This is a genomic window from Stenotrophomonas maltophilia (assembly GCF_047782825.1).
GTDB lineage: Bacteria > Pseudomonadota > Gammaproteobacteria > Xanthomonadales > Xanthomonadaceae > Stenotrophomonas.
Window position 1 is genome coordinate 2,303,391 of record NZ_CP180589.1, and the last position, 17,710, is coordinate 2,321,100.

Below are 17,710 nucleotides of genomic sequence, written 5' to 3' on the forward strand. Positions count from 1 at the left end.
TACCTCAGGCCTTGGCCGTTACATCGATCGACTGGCCGTCGGCCAGGCGAACGTACGCCTTACGCCAATCGCCGCGGCGGCCAGCACGGTTACGGAAGGACTTGTTCTTGCCCTTGACGTTGACCACGTTGACAGCCTCGACCTTGACGCCGAACAGCTGCTCAACCGCGGCCTTTACATCGGCTTTGGTGGCTTCGTTCGAAACTTCGAAGGCATACTGGTTGGAGAGTTCCTGAATGCGAGCGGTCTTTTCGGAGACACGCGGGGCACGCAGCACGCTGAAGATTTTTTCGTTGCTGTTCATGCCAGCCACTCCTCGACCTTCTTGACCGCATCAGCGGTGATGACGACCGTGTCGGCACCGACCAGCGACACCGGGTCCAGACCCTGGACGTCACGCACCTGCACGTACGGCAGATTGCGAGCGGACAGGTACAGGTGCTCGGAGGCTTCTTCAGTGACGATCAGCGGGCGCTTGCCCACTTCCAGGCCGGCCAGCTTGGCGATCAGACCCTTCGTGTTGGTCGCTTCGACATCGAAGGACTCCACGATGGTCAGACGGCCCTGACGGTTCAGCTCGGACAGGATCGCGCACATGGCGGCACGGTACTGCTTACGATTGACCTTCTGCTCGAAGCTGCGCGGCTTGGCCGCGAAGGTGACACCGCCGCCGACGAAGATCGGAGCCGTCAGTGCGCCATGACGCGCGCCGCCGCCCTTCTGCTTCTTCGACTTCTTGGTGGTACCTGCCACTTCGGAGCGAGTCTTCTGCGCCTTGGTGCCGGCGCGACCGGCGTTGCGGTAAGCAACGACGACCTGGTGGACCAGATCTTCGCTGAAATCGCGACCGAACACGGCGTCGGAGACCGAGACCTTGTTGTTGCTACCCGTGATAACGAGTTCCATCGTCATCTCTCCTTATGCCTTGCTCGCCGGACGGACGATCACGTCGCCACCCGCCGCGCCCGGAACGGCGCCGCGAACCGCGATCAGACCGCGTTCGACGTCGACCTTGACAACTTCCAGGTTCTGGGTGCTCTGCTGCACGGAGCCCATGTGACCGGACATCTTCTTGCCCGGGAACACGCGACCCGGCGTCTGGCGCTGACCCAGCGAACCCGGCGCGCGATGCGACAGCGAGTTGCCGTGGGTAGCGTCACCCATACGGAAGTTGTAGCGCTTGATGGTGCCCTGGAAGCCCTTACCCTTGGTGACACCCTGGACGTCGACGATCTGGCCGACTTCAAAGATGTCCGCCTTGACTTCGCCGCCAACGGCGAAATCGCCGAGCTGCGCGTCTTCAACGCGGAATTCCCACAGGCCACGACCCGCTTCCACCTTCGCCTTGGCGAAGTGGCCGGCTTCCGGCTTGTTGACCAGGGCAGCGCGACGCGCGCCGACGGTCACCTGCACGGCGCTGTAGCCGTCGGTTTCGACGGTCTTGATCTGCGCGATGCGGTTCGGGGTTGCTTCGATCAGGGTCACCGGGATGGAACGGCCATCTTCGGTGAACACGCGGCTCATGCCAGCCTTGCGGCCCACGAAGCCCAACGAATACTTCTTCGTCATGGTCGTAGTCCTCAGGTCAGCTTGATCTGAACGTCGACGCCGGCAGCCAGTTCGAGCTTCATCAGCGCGTCCACGGTCTTGTCATTCGGGTCAACGATATCGAGCACGCGCTTGTGCGTGCGGGTCTCGTACTGGTCACGCGCGTCCTTGTCGACGTGCGGGGAGACGAGGATGGTGTAACGCTCGATCTTGGTCGGCAGCGGGATCGGGCCACGCACTTGCGCGCCGGTCCGCTTGGCCGTCTCAACGATCTCGCTGGCCGAACGGTCGATCAGACGATGATCGAACGCTTTCAGCCGGATCCGGATCTTTTGGTCCGCCATGGCGGTAGGTTCCTTCGTTAAAAGAGCGACAGACAAAGCCTCTGGGTTGCTTTGTCCCATGAAATCCCTGAATACGGACGGCCCGCACTCCTGCAGGCCGACAAGGTCAATCCGTAGACCTCAAAAACGTAGGCAGACCTAGAAACAGGCCTGCCCAGACGACGAAGCATAATGGCACGCAAGGCAGCTGTCAACAGTTTCCTGTTGACGCCGCCTGAATGGCATTGACCCTTCCTGGTCCGGGGAACACAAGGCACATCCTGTGCCTACTTTCCCGTTTGATACGCCCCGATGCCCTACCCAGGCAACATCGGGGCGCAGAGTGTAGCAGATTACTCGAGGATGCTGGCAACCACGCCGGCGCCGACGGTACGGCCACCTTCGCGGATGGCGAAGCGCAGGCCGGCGTCCATGGCGACCGGGTTGATCAGGGTGACAACCATCTTGATGTTGTCGCCCGGCATCACCATCTCGACGCCTTCCGGCAGCTCAACCGCACCGGTGATGTCGGTGGTACGGAAGTAGAACTGCGGACGGTAGCCCTTGAAGAACGGGGTGTGACGGCCGCCTTCGTCCTTCGACAGCACGTAGACTTCGGCGTCGAACTTGGTGTGCGGCTTGATCGAACCCGGCTTGGCCAGAACCTGGCCACGCTCGACGTCGTCACGCTTGGTGCCGCGCAGCAGCAGACCGGCGTTGTCACCTGCCTGACCCTGGTCCAGCAGCTTGCGGAACATTTCCACGCCGGTCACGGTGGTCTTCTGCACCGGACGGATGCCGACGATTTCGATTTCTTCGCCGACCTTGATCACGCCGCGCTCGATACGACCGGTCACCACGGTGCCGCGGCCCGAGATCGAGAACACGTCTTCCACCGGCATCAGGAACGGCTTGTCGACGTCACGCTCCGGGGTCGGGATCCAGCTGTCGAGAGCTTCGACCAGCTTGATCACGGCCGGCACGCCGATGTCGCTCTGGTCGCCTTCCAGCGCCAGGCGGGCCGAACCCGAGATGATCGGGGTGTCGTCGCCCGGGAAGTCGTACTTGCTCAGCAGCTCGCGGACTTCCATTTCGACCAGTTCCAGCAGCTCGGCATCGTCAACCATGTCGGCCTTGTTCAGGAACACGACGATGTACGGCACGCCGACCTGACGCGACAGCAGGATGTGCTCGCGGGTCTGCGGCATCGGGCCGTCAGCGGCCGAGCACACCAGGATTGCGCCGTCCATCTGGGCGGCACCGGTGATCATGTTCTTGACGTAGTCAGCATGGCCCGGGCAATCGACGTGGGCGTAGTGACGGGTGGTGGATTCGTATTCGACGTGCGCGGTCGAGATCGTGATACCACGAGCCTTCTCTTCCGGAGCGGCGTCGATCGCCGAGTAATCCTTGAACTCGCCGCCGAAGCGCTCGGCGCCGATCTTGGTCAGCGCGGCGGTCAGCGTGGTCTTGCCATGATCGACGTGACCGATGGTGCCGACGTTGACGTGCGGCTTGGTGCGCTCGAACTTACCCTTTGCCATTGTTGTATCCCTTGATTGTCGTAAGTGGTTTCAGGAGAGGCTGAGCGAGGCTCAGCCCTTCTTCATGACGGCTTCGGCGATGTTGTTCGGCGCCGGCTCGTAATGGTCGAATTCCATGGTGAAGGTGGCGCGGCCCTGGGTCTGCGAACGCAGCGCAGTGGCGTAACCGAACATTTCACCCAGCGGGATCATCGCGTTGATGATCGAAGCGGAGCCGTCACCGGTGGTGTCAGAACCCTGCAGCACGCCGCGACGACGGCTCACGTCGCCCATCACGTCACCCTGGTAATCCTCCGGGGTCACGATCTCGACCTTCATGATCGGCTCCAGCAGAACCGGCTTGGCCTTGGCGAAGCCCTGCTTGAAGGCCATCGACGATGCCAGCTTGAACGCCATTTCCGAGGAGTCGACGTCGTGGTACGAACCGAAGACCAGCTTGACCTTCACGTCCACCACCGGGAAGCCAGCCAGCGGACCGCTGGTGATGGTTTCGCGCAGGCCCTTTTCGATCGAAGGAATGAATTCCTTCGGAATCACGCCGCCGGTGATGTCATTGACGAACAGGAAGTCGTCCTTGATCAGCGGAGCGATCTTGGCATCGGCGCGGTCTTCAGCGGTGATCGGCGACAGCTCGATCACGACGTGACCGTACTGACCCTTACCACCGGACTGCTTGGCGTGCTTGTAGTCCGACTTGACGTCGGCCAGGGTGATGGTTTCGCGGTAGGCAACCTGCGGCGCGCCGACGTTGGCTTCAACGTTGAACTCGCGCTTCAGGCGGTCGACGATGATGTCCAGGTGCAGTTCACCCATGCCCGAGATGATGGTCTGGCCGGATTCTTCGTCGGTCTTGACGCGGAACGACGGATCTTCCTGCGCCAGGCGGCCCAGGGCCAGGCCCATCTTTTCCTGGTCCGACTTGGTCTTCGGCTCGACAGCCATCGAGATCACCGGCTCCGGGAACGTCATGCGCTCCAGGATGATCGGCTGGTCGATCGAGCACAGGGTGTCACCGGTGGTGGTGTCCTTCAGACCCACGGCAGCGGCGATGTCACCGGCCAGAACTTCCTTGATTTCTTCGCGGTTGTTCGAATGCATCTGCAGGATGCGGCCGATGCGCTCCTTCTTGCCCTTCACCGAGTTCAGGACGGTGTCGCCACCGTTCAGGGTGCCCGAGTAGACACGGAAGAAGGTCAGCGCGCCGACGAACGGGTCGGTGATGATCTTGAAGGCCAGCGACGAGAACGGAGCCTTGTCGTCGGACTTGCGGGTCATGGCGACGTTTTCGTCATCCACGTCGGTACCGGTCACGTCCGGCACGTCGACCGGCGACGGCAGCAGCTGGATCACGCCGTCCAGCATGGCCTGCACGCCCTTGTTCTTGAACGCCGAACCGCAGTACATCGGGACGATTTCGGTGGCCAGGGTACGGGTACGCAGCGCGTTGATGATTTCAGCCTCGGCCAGCTCTTCGCCGCCCAGGTACTTTTCCATCAGCTCTTCGCTGGCTTCAGCCGCGGTTTCGATCATGTAGGTACGGGCTTCTTCAGCCTTTTCCTGCAGGTCGGCCGGGATTTCGCCGTATTCGAACTTCATGCCCTGCGAAGCTTCATCCCAATGGATGGCCTTCATCTTCAGCAGGTCGACGACGCCCTTGAAGCCGTCCTCGGCACCGATCGGCAGCTGCATCGGCACGGCGACAGCGCCGAGCTTGGCCTTCAGCTGGTCACGGACCTTGTAGAAGTTGGCGCCGGTGCGGTCCATCTTGTTGACGAACGCAATGCGCGGCACCTTGTAACGGTTGGCCTGGCGCCACACGGTTTCCGACTGCGGCTGCACGCCACCGACGGCACACAGCACGAACACCGCGCCATCGAGCACGCGCAGCGAACGCTCGACTTCGATGGTGAAGTCAACGTGCCCGGGGGTGTCGATGATGTTGAAGCGGTGCTCCGGCAGGGACTTGTCCATGCCCTTCCAGAACGCGGTGGTGGCAGCGGACTGGATCGTGATGCCACGCTCCTGCTCCTGCTCCATCCAGTCCATGGTGGCGGCGCCGTCGTGCACTTCACCGATCTTGTGGCTCTTGCCGGTGTAGAACAGGATGCGCTCGGACGTGGTGGTCTTGCCGGCATCGATGTGAGCCATGATGCCGAAGTTACGGTAACGCTCGATGGGAGTGGAACGGGCCACGGGGAGCCTCTCAGATTTCTTGGATTTCGGATGGCCGAACGCCGCCTTGCGGCGGCCTTCGGATTGGCGCAGCCCTTCCGGGGCCGCGAGGCAGCACCGATGTGGTGCTGCCCTGCCTGTTTTACAAGGCCGTCAAACTCACCAGCGGTAGTGGGCGAAGGCCTTGTTGGCTTCGGCCATGCGGTGGGTTTCTTCGCGCTTCTTGATGGCGCCGCCACGGTTTTCCGAGGCGTCGATCAGTTCAGCAGCCAGCTTCTTCGGCATGGTGTTCTCACCACGCTTGCGCGCGGAGTCGATCAGCCAGCGCATGGCCAGGGCCATCTTGCGCGATGCACGCACTTCGACCGGCACCTGGTAGGTGGCACCACCGACACGGCGCGACTTCACTTCGACCGACGGAGCGACGTTGTCCAGAGCCTTCTGCACCAGCTCGATCGAGTTGGCGTTCTTCTCTGCGATGACATCCATGGCGCCGTACACGATCTTTTCAGCGACGGACTTCTTGCCGCTCAGCATGACCATGTTGATGAAACGGGCGATGGTTTCGCTTCCGTGCTTCGGATCCGGCAGGACGGAACGCTGCGGAGTATTACCCTTACGCGACATAGTGGTCTCTCCTTATGCCTTCGGACGCTTGGCGCCGTACTTGGAACGGGCCTGGCGACGCTTGGCAACGCCGGCGGCGTCGAGCGAGCCACGAACGGTGTGGTAACGCACACCCGGCAGATCCTTGACGCGACCGCCACGGATCAGGACCACGGAGTGCTCCTGCAGGTTGTGGCCTTCGCCGCCGATGTAGGAAATGACTTCTTCCTGGTTGGTCAGGCGGACCTTGGCAACCTTGCGGAGAGCCGAGTTCGGCTTCTTCGGGGTGGTGGTGTAAACGCGCGTGCAGACGCCACGGCGCTGCGGGCACTTGTCGAGCGCCGGCGAGGCACTCTTGTACGTAGTAGCTTGCCGCGGCTTGCGGACCAGCTGGTTGATCGTCGCCATCAGTAGGTTCTTCTGATTGGTGGCCGGAAATCCGGCCAGAGATGCGGAAATGTTAAAGCAGGCCAAAATTCTGGCCTGCTGAGACAGACGATTGTAGCAACCTGCCAGGAAAGCAGTCAAACGCCTCCTGTCAAGCCCGTTCCTGATCCTGGAACGTTACTGGGGAGCCACCGTGCCCCCCGTTCAGGTTGGCCGGGTGGATCGCGGACGATCCCCCTGCCCTTTCCCAATCCCGTCGATGGACTGACGGGGTGGTCCGGCCTCGCGGCCGGACCTGATACCTCATTCTTCGCCAGACGCCTGTTCAGCTTCGGCTTCAACGGCCGGAGCCTCAACCGCGGCCGGGGTGCCGGCCAGGGTCTGCATCTCCGAGTCGGTCAGACCCGAAGCGCCGCGACGGCGGTTGCTGTGATACGACAGACCGGTACCGGCCGGGATCAGGCGACCCACGATCACGTTTTCCTTCAGGCCGCGCAGGTTGTCCTTGGTGCCGCGGACGGCAGCTTCGGTCAGCACGCGGGTGGTTTCCTGGAACGAAGCGGCCGAGATGAACGATTCGGTCGCCAGCGAGGCCTTGGTGATGCCCAGCAGGACCGGATCGAAGTGCGCCGGCAGCTCGTTGCGGGTCGACAGGCGCGCATTCTCCTCGATTACGCGCTGGCGCTCCACCTGTTCGCCGTTCAGGAACTTGCTGTTGCCCTGGTCGGTGATCTCGACCTTGCGCAGCATCTGGCGGGTGATCACCTCGATGTGCTTGTCGTTGATCTTCACGCCCTGCAGGCGGTACACGTCCTGGATTTCCTTCACCAGGTAGGCCGCCAGCGGTTCGACACCCAGCAGACGCAGGATGTCCTGCGGGCTCGGCTCGCCGTCCACGATGGTTTCACCCTTGGTGACGTGCTCGCCTTCGAACACGATGACCTGGCGGTACTTCGGAATCAGCTCTTCGTGCTCCGAACCATCGGTGTCCTTGATGATCAGGCGCTGCTTGCCCTTGGTGTCCTTGCCGAAGCTGATGATGCCCGAACGCTCGGCCAGCACCGCCGGATCCTTCGGCTTGCGGGCTTCGAACAGATCGGCCACGCGCGGCAGACCACCGGTGATGTCGCGGGTCTTCGACGCTTCCTGCGGGATCTTGGCGACCACGTCGCCCACGCCCACTGCGGCGCCGTCCTGCAGGTTGACGATCGAACGCGGCGGCAGCAGGTACTGCGCCGGCAGATCGGTGCCCGGAATCGACAGGTCGTTGCCCTTGGCGTCAACGATGCGCACGATCGGGCGCAGGTCCTTGGCCTGGGTACCGCGACGCTTCGGATCGGTGATTTCGCGCGAAGCCAGGCCGGTCAGCTCGTCGGTCTTCTCGATGACGGTGATGCCGTCGACGAAGTCGATGAAGCGGATGAAGCCGGCCACTTCCGACACGATCGGGTGGTTATGCGGATCCCAGTTGGCCACGGTCTGGCCAGCCTTGATCGCATCACCGTCCTTGGACGTGATGGTCGCACCGTACGGCAGCTTGTAACGCTCACGCTCACGGCCGTGGGCATCGAGCACCGAGATTTCGCCCGAGCGCGACACTGCCACCAGCGAGCCGTTGGCGTGCTCGACCGACTTGAGGTTGCTGAACTTGACCGAGCCGGTGGTCTTGACGGTGATGTTGTCGACCGCAGCAGCTCGCGACGCCGCACCACCGATGTGGAACGTACGCATGGTCAGCTGGGTACCCGGCTCACCGATGGACTGGGCGGCGATGACGCCGACCGCTTCACCGATGTTGACCAGGTGGCCACGGGCCAGATCGCGGCCGTAGCAGCGACCGCAGACACCGAAGGCCGATTCGCACGAGATCGTCGAACGCACCTTGATGCTCTGCACGCCGGCGTCTTCCAGCTTGGCGACCCAGGCTTCGTCCAGCAGGGTGTTGCGGGTGACGATCGGATCTTCGTCGTTGCCCGGCAGGAACACGTCCTCGGCAACCACGCGACCCAGCACGCGGTCCTTCAGCGGCTCGACCACGTCGCCGCCTTCCACGATCGGGGTCATGATCAGGCCTTCGGTGGTACCGCAATCCACCTCGGTGATCACCACGTCCTGCGCCACGTCGACCAGACGACGGGTCAGGTAACCCGAGTTCGCGGTCTTCAGCGCGGTATCGGCCAGACCCTTACGGGCACCGTGGGTGGAGTTGAAGTACTCCTGCACGTTCAGGCCTTCGCGGAAGTTCGCCTTGATGGGCGTCTCGATGATCGAGCCATCCGGACGGGCCATCAGGCCGCGCATGCCGGCCAGCTGACGGATCTGCGCCTGCGAACCACGCGCACCGGAGTCGGCCATGATGTACAGCGAGTTCATCGACTTCTGGTCGATGGTCTCGCCCTTGGCATTGACGACCTTCTCGGTACCGATGGTGTCCATCATCGCCTTGGCGATGCGCTCATTGGTGCGCGACCAGATGTCGACCACCTTGTTGTAGCGCTCGCCGGCGGTGACCAGGCCCGACTGGTACTGCTCCTGGATTTCCAGCACTTCGGCTTCGGCCTCGGTGAGGATGCCCTTCTTCTCGTCCGGGATCAGCATGTCGTCGATACCGATGGAGACGCCGGCGCGGGTCGCGTAAGCGAAGCCGGTGTACATCAGCTTGTCGGCGAACACGACCGTGTCCTTCAGGCCCAGCTGGCGGTAGCTGGAGTTGATCAGGCGGCTGATGTTCTTCTTGGTCAGCTCGGTGTTGGCCAGCGCGAACGGCAGGCCTTCCGGCAGGATTTCAGCCAGCAGGGCGCGACCGATCGTGGTGTCCACGATCGAGGTCTTCGGCTGCTTGTTGCCTTCTTCGTCGGTCACCACTTCGGTGATGCGGACCTTGACGCGTGCGTGCAGTTCCACCACGCGGTTGTCGTAGGCACGCTTCACTTCGGCGATGTTGGCGAAGGCCATGCCCTCGCCCTTCTTGTTTTCCAGCGAGCGGGTCATGTAGTACAGACCCAGCACGACGTCCTGCGACGGCACGATGATCGGCTCGCCGTTGGCCGGCGACAGGATGTTGTTGGTCGACATCATCAGCGCACGCGCTTCCAGCTGGGCTTCCAGCGAGAGCGGCACGTGGACGGCCATCTGGTCACCGTCGAAGTCGGCGTTGAACGCGGTGCAGACCAGCGGGTGCAGCTGGATGGCCTTGCCTTCGATCAGCACCGGCTCGAACGCCTGGATGCCCAGACGGTGCAGGGTCGGCGCACGGTTCAGCATGACCGGATGTTCGCGGATGACCTCTTCCAGGATGTCCCAGACTTCGGCTTCTTCGCGCTCGACCAGCTTCTTGGCGGCCTTGATGGTGGTGGCCAGGCCACGACGCTGCAGCTTGGCGAAGACGAACGGCTTGAACAGCTCCAGCGCCATCTTCTTCGGCAGGCCGCACTGGTGCAGACGCAGGTACGGACCGACCACGATGACCGAACGGCCCGAGTAGTCCACGCGCTTGCCCAGCAGGTTCTGGCGGAAGCGACCCTGCTTGCCCTTGATCATGTCGGCCAGCGACTTCAGCGGGCGCTTGTTGGTGCCGGTGATGGCACGGCCACGACGGCCGTTGTCCAGCAGCGCATCGACCGATTCCTGCAGCATGCGCTTTTCATTGCGCACGATGATGTCCGGCGCGCTCAGTTCGAGCAGGCGGCGCAGGCGGTTGTTACGGTTGATGACGCGGCGGTACAGGTCGTTCAGGTCGGAGGTCGCGAAGCGGCCACCGTCCAGCGGGACCAGCGGACGCAGGTCCGGCGGCAGCACCGGCAGCACGGTCATGACCATCCATTCCGGACGGTTGCCCGATTCCAGGAAGGCTTCGATCAGCTTGATGCGCTTGGTGAGGCGCTTGAGCTTGGTTTCCGAACCGGTGGCGGCGATTTCCTCGCGCAGGCGGGTCATTTCCGACTGCAGGTCGATGGTGCGCAGCAGTTCGTACACGGCCTCGGCGCCCATGGCGGCGTCGAAGTCGTCACCGTGTTCCTGGCGGGCGGTCAGGTACTGTTCTTCGGTCAGCAGCTGGCGGCGCTCCAGGGCGGTCAGGCCCGGCTCGGTCACCACGTAGGCTTCGAAGTACAGCACGCGCTCGATGTCACGCAGGGTCATGTCCAGCATCAGGCCGATGCGCGACGGCAGCGACTTGAGGAACCAGATGTGCGCGACCGGCGATGCCAGGTCGATGTGGCCCATGCGCTCGCGACGCACCTTGGCCAGGGTCACTTCGGTGCCGCACTTTTCGCAGACCACGCCGCGGTGCTTCATGCGCTTGTACTTGCCGCACAGGCACTCGTAGTCCTTCACCGGCCCGAAGATGGCGGCGCAGAACAGGCCGTCACGCTCCGGCTTGAAGGTACGGTAATTGATGGTTTCCGGCTTCTTCACTTCGCCGAAGGACCACGAACGGATCAGGTCCGGCGAGGCCAGCGCGATCTTGATCGCGTCGAAGTCCAGCGTCTGGCGCTGCTGGTTGAAGAGGTTGAGCAGGTCTTTCATGGTGTTCTCCAGAAGGAGGAATGCTGTGTCGATGGGCTTTCAGTTCACTGCCAGCGGCGCGGCGGCGGACCGCCGCGCCGGCATGGATCAGTTGTCTTCCAGTTCCATGTTGATGGCCAGCGAGCGGATTTCCTTCACGAGCACGTTGAAGGATTCCGGCATGCCCGCGACCATCTCGTGCTCGCCGTCGACGATGTTCTTGTACATCTGGTTGCGGCCCTGCACGTCATCGGACTTCACCGTCAGCATTTCCTGCAGGGTGTAGGCCGCGCCGTAGGCTTCCAGCGCCCAGACTTCCATTTCACCGAAGCGCTGGCCGCCGAACTGCGCCTTGCCGCCCAGCGGCTGCTGGGTGACGAGCGAGTACGGACCGGTCGAACGGGCGTGCATCTTGTCGTCGACCAGGTGGTTCAGCTTCAGGTAGTGCATGTAACCGACGGTGGTGTGGCGATCGAACGCTTCACCGGTGCGGCCGTCATACAGCTGGGTCTGGCCACTGCTCGGCAGGTCGGCCAGTTCCAGCATGCGCTTGATTTCCGCTTCGGTAGCACCGTCGAACACCGGGGTGGCCATCGGCACGCCATCGGTGAGGTTACGGGCCAGACGCAGCAGTTCCTCGTCGCTGAACTGCGACAGGTCGACACGGTTGGCCACGTTGGTGTCGTCGTGGTTGTAGATGTCGTCCAGGAACTTGCGCAGGTCGGCCACCGCGGCCTGGGCTTCCATCATCGCCTGGATCTTGCGACCCAGGCCCTTGGCTGCCCAGCCCAGGTGCACTTCCAGGATCTGGCCGATGTTCATACGCGACGGCACGCCCAGCGGGTTCAGCACGATGTCCACGGTTTCCCCCGAGGCCATGTACGGCATGTCCTCGACCGGCACCACGTTGGACACCACACCCTTGTTGCCGTGGCGGCCTGCCATCTTGTCGCCCGGCTGGATGCGGCGCTTCACGGCCAGGAACACCTTGACCATCTTCAGCACGCCCGGGGCGAGGTCGTCGCCGGCGGTGATCTTGCCGCGCTTGTCGGCGAAGCGACGCTCGAATTCCTTCTCGTGCGCCTGGATCTGCTTCTGGGCGCGCTCGATGGCTTCCGAAGCGTCCTCGTCCTTCATGCGCAGGATGAACCAGTCGGCCTTCTTCAGACCGTCCAGGTAGGCGTCGGAGATGACGTCACCCTTCTTCAGGCCGGCACCACCGTTGACCACCTTGCCCACGATCTGCGAACGCAGACGCATGTAGATGGCCGCTTCCAGGATACGGAACTGGTCGTCGAAGTCCTTCTTGACGCGCTTGATTTCAGACTCTTCGATCTGGCGGGCGCGCTTGTCCTTCTCGATGCCGTCGCGGGTGAAGACCTGCACATCGATGACGGTGCCGTCCATGCCCGGCGGAACGCGCAGCGAGCTGTCCTTAACGTCCGAAGCCTTCTCGCCGAAGATGGCGCGCAGCAGCTTCTCTTCCGGGGTCAACTGGCTTTCGCCCTTCGGGGTGACCTTGCCGACCATGATGTCGCCGGCGCGGACTTCCGCACCGATGTACACCACGCCGCTTTCGTCCAGGCGGTTCAGCGCCTGCTCGGAAACGTTCGGGATGTCGGCGGAGATTTCCTCCGGCCCCAGCTTGGTGTCACGCGCGACGCAGGTCAGCTCTTCGATGTGGATCGTGGTGTAGCGATCCTCTTCCACCACGCGCTCGGAGAGCAGGATGGAGTCTTCGAAGTTGTAGCCGTTCCACGGCATGAACGCGATCAGCATGTTCTGGCCCAGGGCCAGTTCGCCGATGTCGGTGGACGGACCGTCGGCCAGCACGTCGCCGCGGGCGATGACGTCACCCACCTGGACCAGCGGACGCTGGTTGATGCAGGTGTTCTGGTTCGAACGGGTGTACTTGACCAGGTTGTAGATGTCGACGCCGGCGTCGGTGGCACCGACGATTTCTTCCTCGACCACCTTCACCACGATGCGCGCGGCGTCGATCTGCACGATCTCGCCACCACGACGGGCGTTGACGGTCACACCGGAGTCACGCGCCACGGCGCGCTCGATGCCGGTACCGACCAGCGGCTTCTGCGCACGCAGGGTCGGCACGGCCTGACGCTGCATGTTCGCGCCCATCAGTGCGCGGTTTGCGTCATCGTGCTCCAGGAACGGAACCAGCGCGGCCGCGATGGACACGGTCTGCATCGGCGAGACGTCCATGAAGTGGACTTCCGCCGGCGGCTTCAGCAGCGATTCGCCCTGGAAACGGCAGGGAACGAACTGCTCGGTCAGCATGCTGTCGGCATTGGTCAGGGCGTTGGCCTGCGCAATGACGTACTCGTTTTCTTCGATGGCCGACAGGAACTCGACTTCATCGTAGACCTTGCCGTCCACGACCTTGCGGTACGGGGTCTCGAGGAAACCGTACTGGTTGGTGCGGGCGTACACGGCCAGCGAGTTGATCAGGCCGATGTTCGGGCCTTCCGGGGTTTCGATGGTGCAGACGCGGCCGTAATGGGTCGGGTGCACGTCGCGCACTTCGAAGCCGGCGCGCTCACGGGTCAGGCCGCCCGGGCCCAGGGCCGAGACGCGACGCTTGTGGGTCACTTCCGACAGCGGGTTGTTCTGATCCATGAACTGCGACAGCTGCGAGGAGCCGAAGAATTCCTTGATGGCAGCGGCAACCGGCTTGGCGTTGATCAGCTCCTGCGGGGTCAGGCCTTCCGACTCGGCCATCGACAGGCGCTCCTTGACCGCGCGCTCGACGCGGACCAGGCCGACGCGGAACACGTTCTCGGCCATTTCGCCGACCGAACGCACGCGACGGTTGCCCAGGTGGTCGATATCGTCGACCACGCCGCGACCGTTGCGGATCTCGGTCAGGACCTTGATCACGTCCAGGATGTCGGAGCTGTCGCCGTGGGCACCGACCAGGCGCTTGGACTCTTCGTCGTTGCGCTCGCCGAAGTACTTGCTGTCATACAGCACGGCTTCGCCGGTGGTTTCCTTGCGGCCCACGCGGCGGTTGAACTTCATGCGGCCGACCGCGGACAGGTCGTAGCGCTCGAAGGTGAAGAACAGGTTGTGGAACAGGTTCTGCGCGGCATCCTTGGTCGGCGGCTCGCCCGGACGCATCATGCGGTAGATTTCGACCAGGGCTTCCAGCTGGGTCTTGGTCGGATCGATGCGCAGGGTGTTGGACAGGTACGGGCCACGATCCAGGTCGTTCACCCACAGGGTGCCCACCGCATCGACGCCGGCCTTGCGGAAGTTCTGCAGCTGCTCGTCGCTGATCTCGTCGTTGGCCTGGGCCAGCAGTTCGCCGGTGGAGGCATCGACCACGTCATGCGACAGGATGCGGCCGACGATGTAATCGTCCGGCACGGCCAGGGCGGCAATGCCCGACGCTTCCAGCTGCTTGATGTGGCGCGCGGTGATGCGCTTGCCGGCTTCCACGATGACCTTGTCGCCGTCGGCGAGGTCGAAGCCCAGGGTTTCGCCACGCAGGCGCTCGGGCACCAGCTCCAGCTGGACGCCTTCATCCGGGTTGATGTGGAAGGTGTTGATCTCGAAGAACTCGGCCAGCATCTCTTCGTTGCTGTAGCCGAGCGCGCGCAGCAGGATCGACACCGGCAGCTTGCGGCGGCGGTCGATACGGGTGAACAGCGCGTCCTTCGGGTCGAACTCGAAGTCCAGCCAGGAACCGCGGTAAGGAATGATGCGGGCGCTATACAGCAGCTTGCCCGAGCTGTGGGTCTTGCCACGGTCGTGGTCGAAGAACACGCCCGGCGAGCGGTGCAGCTGCGAGACGATGACGCGCTCGGTGCCGTTGACGATGAAGGTGCCGTTTTCGGTCATCAGCGGGATTTCGCCCAGATAGACCTCCTGCTCCTTCACGTACTTGATGGCCTTGGTCGACGACTCGCGGTCGTAGATGACCAGGCGCACGGTCACGCGCAGCGGCGCGCCGTAGCTCATGCCACGCTGGCGGCACTCACGTTCGTCGAAGACCGGCTCGCCCAGCTTGTAGCCGACGTATTCCAGGGCGGCGTTGCCGCTGTAGCTGGCGATCGGGAAGACCGACTTCAGCGCAGCGTGCAGGCCGTGGTCCGTGCGCTTGGCCGGGTCGACATTTTCCTGCAGGAATTCACGATAGGAATCCACCTGGATGGCGAGCAGGAACGGCACTTCGAGAATCGCGCGCTGCTTGCCGAAATCCTTGCGGATACGCTTTTTTTCGGTGAACGAATAGGACGTCATGAGGTCTTCCACCTTGTTGTGCGGGCCGTGCGCCCACGACCCGAAGGAAACTTGAAATTGTCAGTTGGAAGTCGCTGGTATTGCCGGCACCAGCACGCCTTCTCCCGCTACTTCCAACTGCCAACTCGTCTGCATCTACTGCCCTGCCGCCGCGCCAAGCGCTGGCCGGCCGGGTATGACCGCAGCCCGTGTTGGGCTTTTTTCCACAGTTACAACGTGTATTGCATGAAACGACCAAAGGCCGGGGGCTTACGCCCCCAGCCTTGGCTGCATCGCCGTGAATCGATGACGATGCAAGGGAAGTGCTTACTTGACTTCGACAGTCGCGCCAGCAGCTTCCAGGTCCTTCTTCATCTTCTCGGCTTCGTCCTTCGAAGCGTTGTCCTTCAGGACGCCGCCGGCTTCGGCCAGATCCTTCGCTTCCTTCAGGCCCAGGCCGGTGATGGCGCGGACGGCCTTGATGACTTCGACCTTCTTGTCGCCAGCGGTCTTCAGGGTGACGACGAATTCGGTCTGCTCTTCAACAGCAGCAGCCGGGCCAGCGGCAGCAGCAGCGGCAACCGGAGCAGCGGCGGAGACGCCGAACTTCTCTTCGATGGCCTTGACCAGCTCCATCACTTCCATCAGGGACTTCTCGGCGATGGCGTCGACGATCTGTTCGTTGGTAAGGGACATGATAATTACCTTTGGATGATTTTCTGGGATGAGGTTCCGCAAGGAACCACTAAATAGTCGAAACTCAGGCGGTCTCGGCAGCCGGTTCAGCAGCTTCAGCGGCTTCGCCACCGTTCTGCTTGTCACCGATGGCCTTGATGGCGCGGGCGAACATCGTGACCGGCTCGGCCAGGACGCGTGCCAGCATTGCCAGGGCCTGGTCGCGGGTCGGCAGCGATGCCAGAACCTCGACGTGGCTCGCCGGGAACACTTCACCACCGATGGCGACGACCTTAGCCTTCAGCTTGTCGTTGCCCTTGGCGGCTTCCTTGATCAGGCGACCGGCTGCGCCGGGCTCCTCGAGCGAGAACGCGTACAGCAGCGGACCAACCATCTGGTCCTGTGCGACTGCGAACTCGGTGCCTTCAACGGCGCGCGAAGCCAGGGTGTTCTTGACAACCTTCAAGAAAACACCGGTTTCACGAGCCTGCTTGCGCATCGCGGTCATCTGGGCGACCGTGGTGCCAGCGTATTCGGCTGCGATCAAGGAGTGGGCCTTGGCGGCGACGTCTGCCAGCTCGGCGACTACTTCTTGCTTCTGGGACAGATTGAGAGCCATTGCACTCCTCCAATTGAACTCCGCTTACGGCTCCTGCCGTGTGCGGTCCTGTGCGGCATCCGTCCTGGACGCCGGGAACATCGGAATGATGTTCCGGGGGTGGGCCGTTCCAGACCTGGAGTGCAATCGGGGAAGATCCCAGACGTGCGTGAACCAGAAAAACTCCAGAAGGGCACCATCTACGCAGGTTGATTCCGAAGAATCGATTAAGCGGTCATTGCTGCTCCGGCGGCGACTCCCTGCCATATCGAGCTTCCGTGCCCGTCGCCGGTATTGCCACGACCGCGCCTGCGGTCTTTGACGGCTACCGCCAGCGATGTACGGCCGGCGATGCCTTCAAATGTCACGGTCACGGTGCCCGAGGGTACCGTGACCGCTTGAAACAATTACTTCAGGGTCAGCGACGACTGGTCGACGGTGACGCCCGGGCCCATCGTCGAGCTGACCGAAACCTTCTGCAGGTAGGTGCCCTTCGAGGTGGCCGGCTTGGCCTTGATCAGGTCCATCAGCAGCGCGGTCAGGTTCGACTTCAGCGCGTCTTCGGCGAAGTCGGCCTTGCCGATGGTGCAGTGGATGATGCCGGCCTTGTCGGTGCGGTAACGGACCTGACCCGACTTGGCGTTCTTCACGGCTTCACCCGGGTTCGGGGAAACGGTGCCGACCTTCGGGTTCGGCATCAGGCCGCGCGGGCCCAGCACGGTGCCCAGCTTACCGACGACGCGCATGGCGTCCGGGGTCGCGATGACGACGTCGTAGTTCAGATCGCCGGCCTGCATCTTTTCGGCCAGGTCGTCCATGCCGACGGCTTCGGCGCCAGCGGCCAGGGCTTCGTCAGCCTTGGCACCGGCCGGAGCGAAGACAGCGACGCGGACCGACTTGCCGGTACCGGCCGGCAGCACGGTGGAGCCACGGACCTGCTGGTCGGACTTCTTCGCATCGACGCCCAGGCGCACGGCAACGTCGATCGACTCGACGAACTTGGCCTTGGTGGCAGTCTTCAGGATGTTGATCGCGTCTTCGAAGGCGTACGACTTGCCCGGGACAACGGCGGCCTTGATGGCCTTTTCGCGCTTGTTCTGTGCCATCTG

General features: G+C 63.0%; 13 protein-coding genes. All 13 read right to left on the bottom strand.

Annotation, left to right across the window (positions count from 1 at the left end; all coding sequences use genetic code 11):
- Positions 1-4: 4 nt before the first annotated feature.
- The 13 genes from rplW to rplA all read right to left on the bottom strand — a co-directional run bounded on the left by rplW (position 5) and on the right by rplA (position 17,707).
- Positions 5-304, bottom strand: a complete 300-nt coding sequence (gene rplW, locus ACM2ZB_RS10940; RefSeq protein ID WP_079220754.1) for a 50S ribosomal protein L23 — start codon at positions 302-304, stop codon at positions 5-7.
- Positions 301-906: a 50S ribosomal protein L4 gene (rplD, locus tag ACM2ZB_RS10945; RefSeq protein ID WP_049470486.1), complete on the bottom strand. Its 606-nt coding sequence runs from the start codon at positions 904-906 to the stop codon at positions 301-303. Before rplD ends, rplW begins: the two co-directional genes overlap by 4 nt.
- 12 nt (positions 907-918) lie before the next feature.
- On the bottom strand, positions 919-1,569 hold the full coding sequence (gene rplC, locus ACM2ZB_RS10950) for a 50S ribosomal protein L3 (RefSeq protein ID WP_059066096.1): 651 nt from the start codon (positions 1,567-1,569) through the stop codon (positions 919-921).
- 11 nt (positions 1,570-1,580) lie between these two features.
- Positions 1,581-1,892: a 30S ribosomal protein S10 gene (rpsJ, locus tag ACM2ZB_RS10955; protein ID WP_010341589.1), complete on the bottom strand. Its 312-nt coding sequence runs from the start codon at positions 1,890-1,892 to the stop codon at positions 1,581-1,583.
- Between the two features lie 332 nt (positions 1,893-2,224).
- Positions 2,225-3,415 (bottom strand): elongation factor Tu, encoded by a 1,191-nt coding sequence (gene tuf, locus ACM2ZB_RS10960; RefSeq protein WP_079220753.1) that lies wholly within the window; start codon positions 3,413-3,415, stop codon positions 2,225-2,227.
- 51 nt (positions 3,416-3,466) lie between these two features.
- Entirely contained in the window at positions 3,467-5,608 is a 2,142-nt protein-coding gene (fusA, locus tag ACM2ZB_RS10965; RefSeq protein ID WP_283221798.1) for an elongation factor G, read from the bottom strand.
- A 138-nt stretch (positions 5,609-5,746) separates the two neighbouring features.
- Positions 5,747-6,214 (bottom strand): 30S ribosomal protein S7, encoded by a 468-nt coding sequence (gene rpsG / locus ACM2ZB_RS10970; RefSeq protein ID WP_079220751.1) that lies wholly within the window; start codon positions 6,212-6,214, stop codon positions 5,747-5,749.
- A 12-nt stretch (positions 6,215-6,226) separates the two neighbouring features.
- Complete coding sequence (rpsL, locus tag ACM2ZB_RS10975; protein WP_004145320.1) at positions 6,227-6,601, bottom strand: 30S ribosomal protein S12; 375 nt, start codon at positions 6,599-6,601, stop codon at positions 6,227-6,229.
- A gap of 282 nt (positions 6,602-6,883) precedes the next feature.
- Positions 6,884-11,107 (bottom strand): DNA-directed RNA polymerase subunit beta', encoded by a 4,224-nt coding sequence (rpoC, locus tag ACM2ZB_RS10980; RefSeq protein WP_416058485.1) that lies wholly within the window; start codon positions 11,105-11,107, stop codon positions 6,884-6,886.
- 87 nt (positions 11,108-11,194) lie between these two features.
- A complete protein-coding gene (rpoB, locus tag ACM2ZB_RS10985) occupies positions 11,195-15,349 on the bottom strand; it encodes a DNA-directed RNA polymerase subunit beta (protein ID WP_416058486.1) in 4,155 nt (1,384 codons plus the stop codon).
- A 306-nt stretch (positions 15,350-15,655) separates the two neighbouring features.
- Entirely contained in the window at positions 15,656-16,024 is a 369-nt protein-coding gene (gene rplL / locus ACM2ZB_RS10990; RefSeq protein WP_313442493.1) for a 50S ribosomal protein L7/L12, read from the bottom strand.
- A gap of 64 nt (positions 16,025-16,088) precedes the next feature.
- A complete protein-coding gene (rplJ, locus tag ACM2ZB_RS10995) occupies positions 16,089-16,622 on the bottom strand; it encodes a 50S ribosomal protein L10 (RefSeq protein WP_079220748.1) in 534 nt (177 codons plus the stop codon).
- A gap of 386 nt (positions 16,623-17,008) precedes the next feature.
- The gene (rplA, locus tag ACM2ZB_RS11000) at positions 17,009-17,707 is read right to left on the bottom strand and encodes a 50S ribosomal protein L1 (protein ID WP_313442495.1); all 699 of its coding nucleotides are present in this window, start codon (positions 17,705-17,707) and stop codon (positions 17,009-17,011) included.
- Positions 17,708-17,710 lie beyond the last annotated feature (3 nt).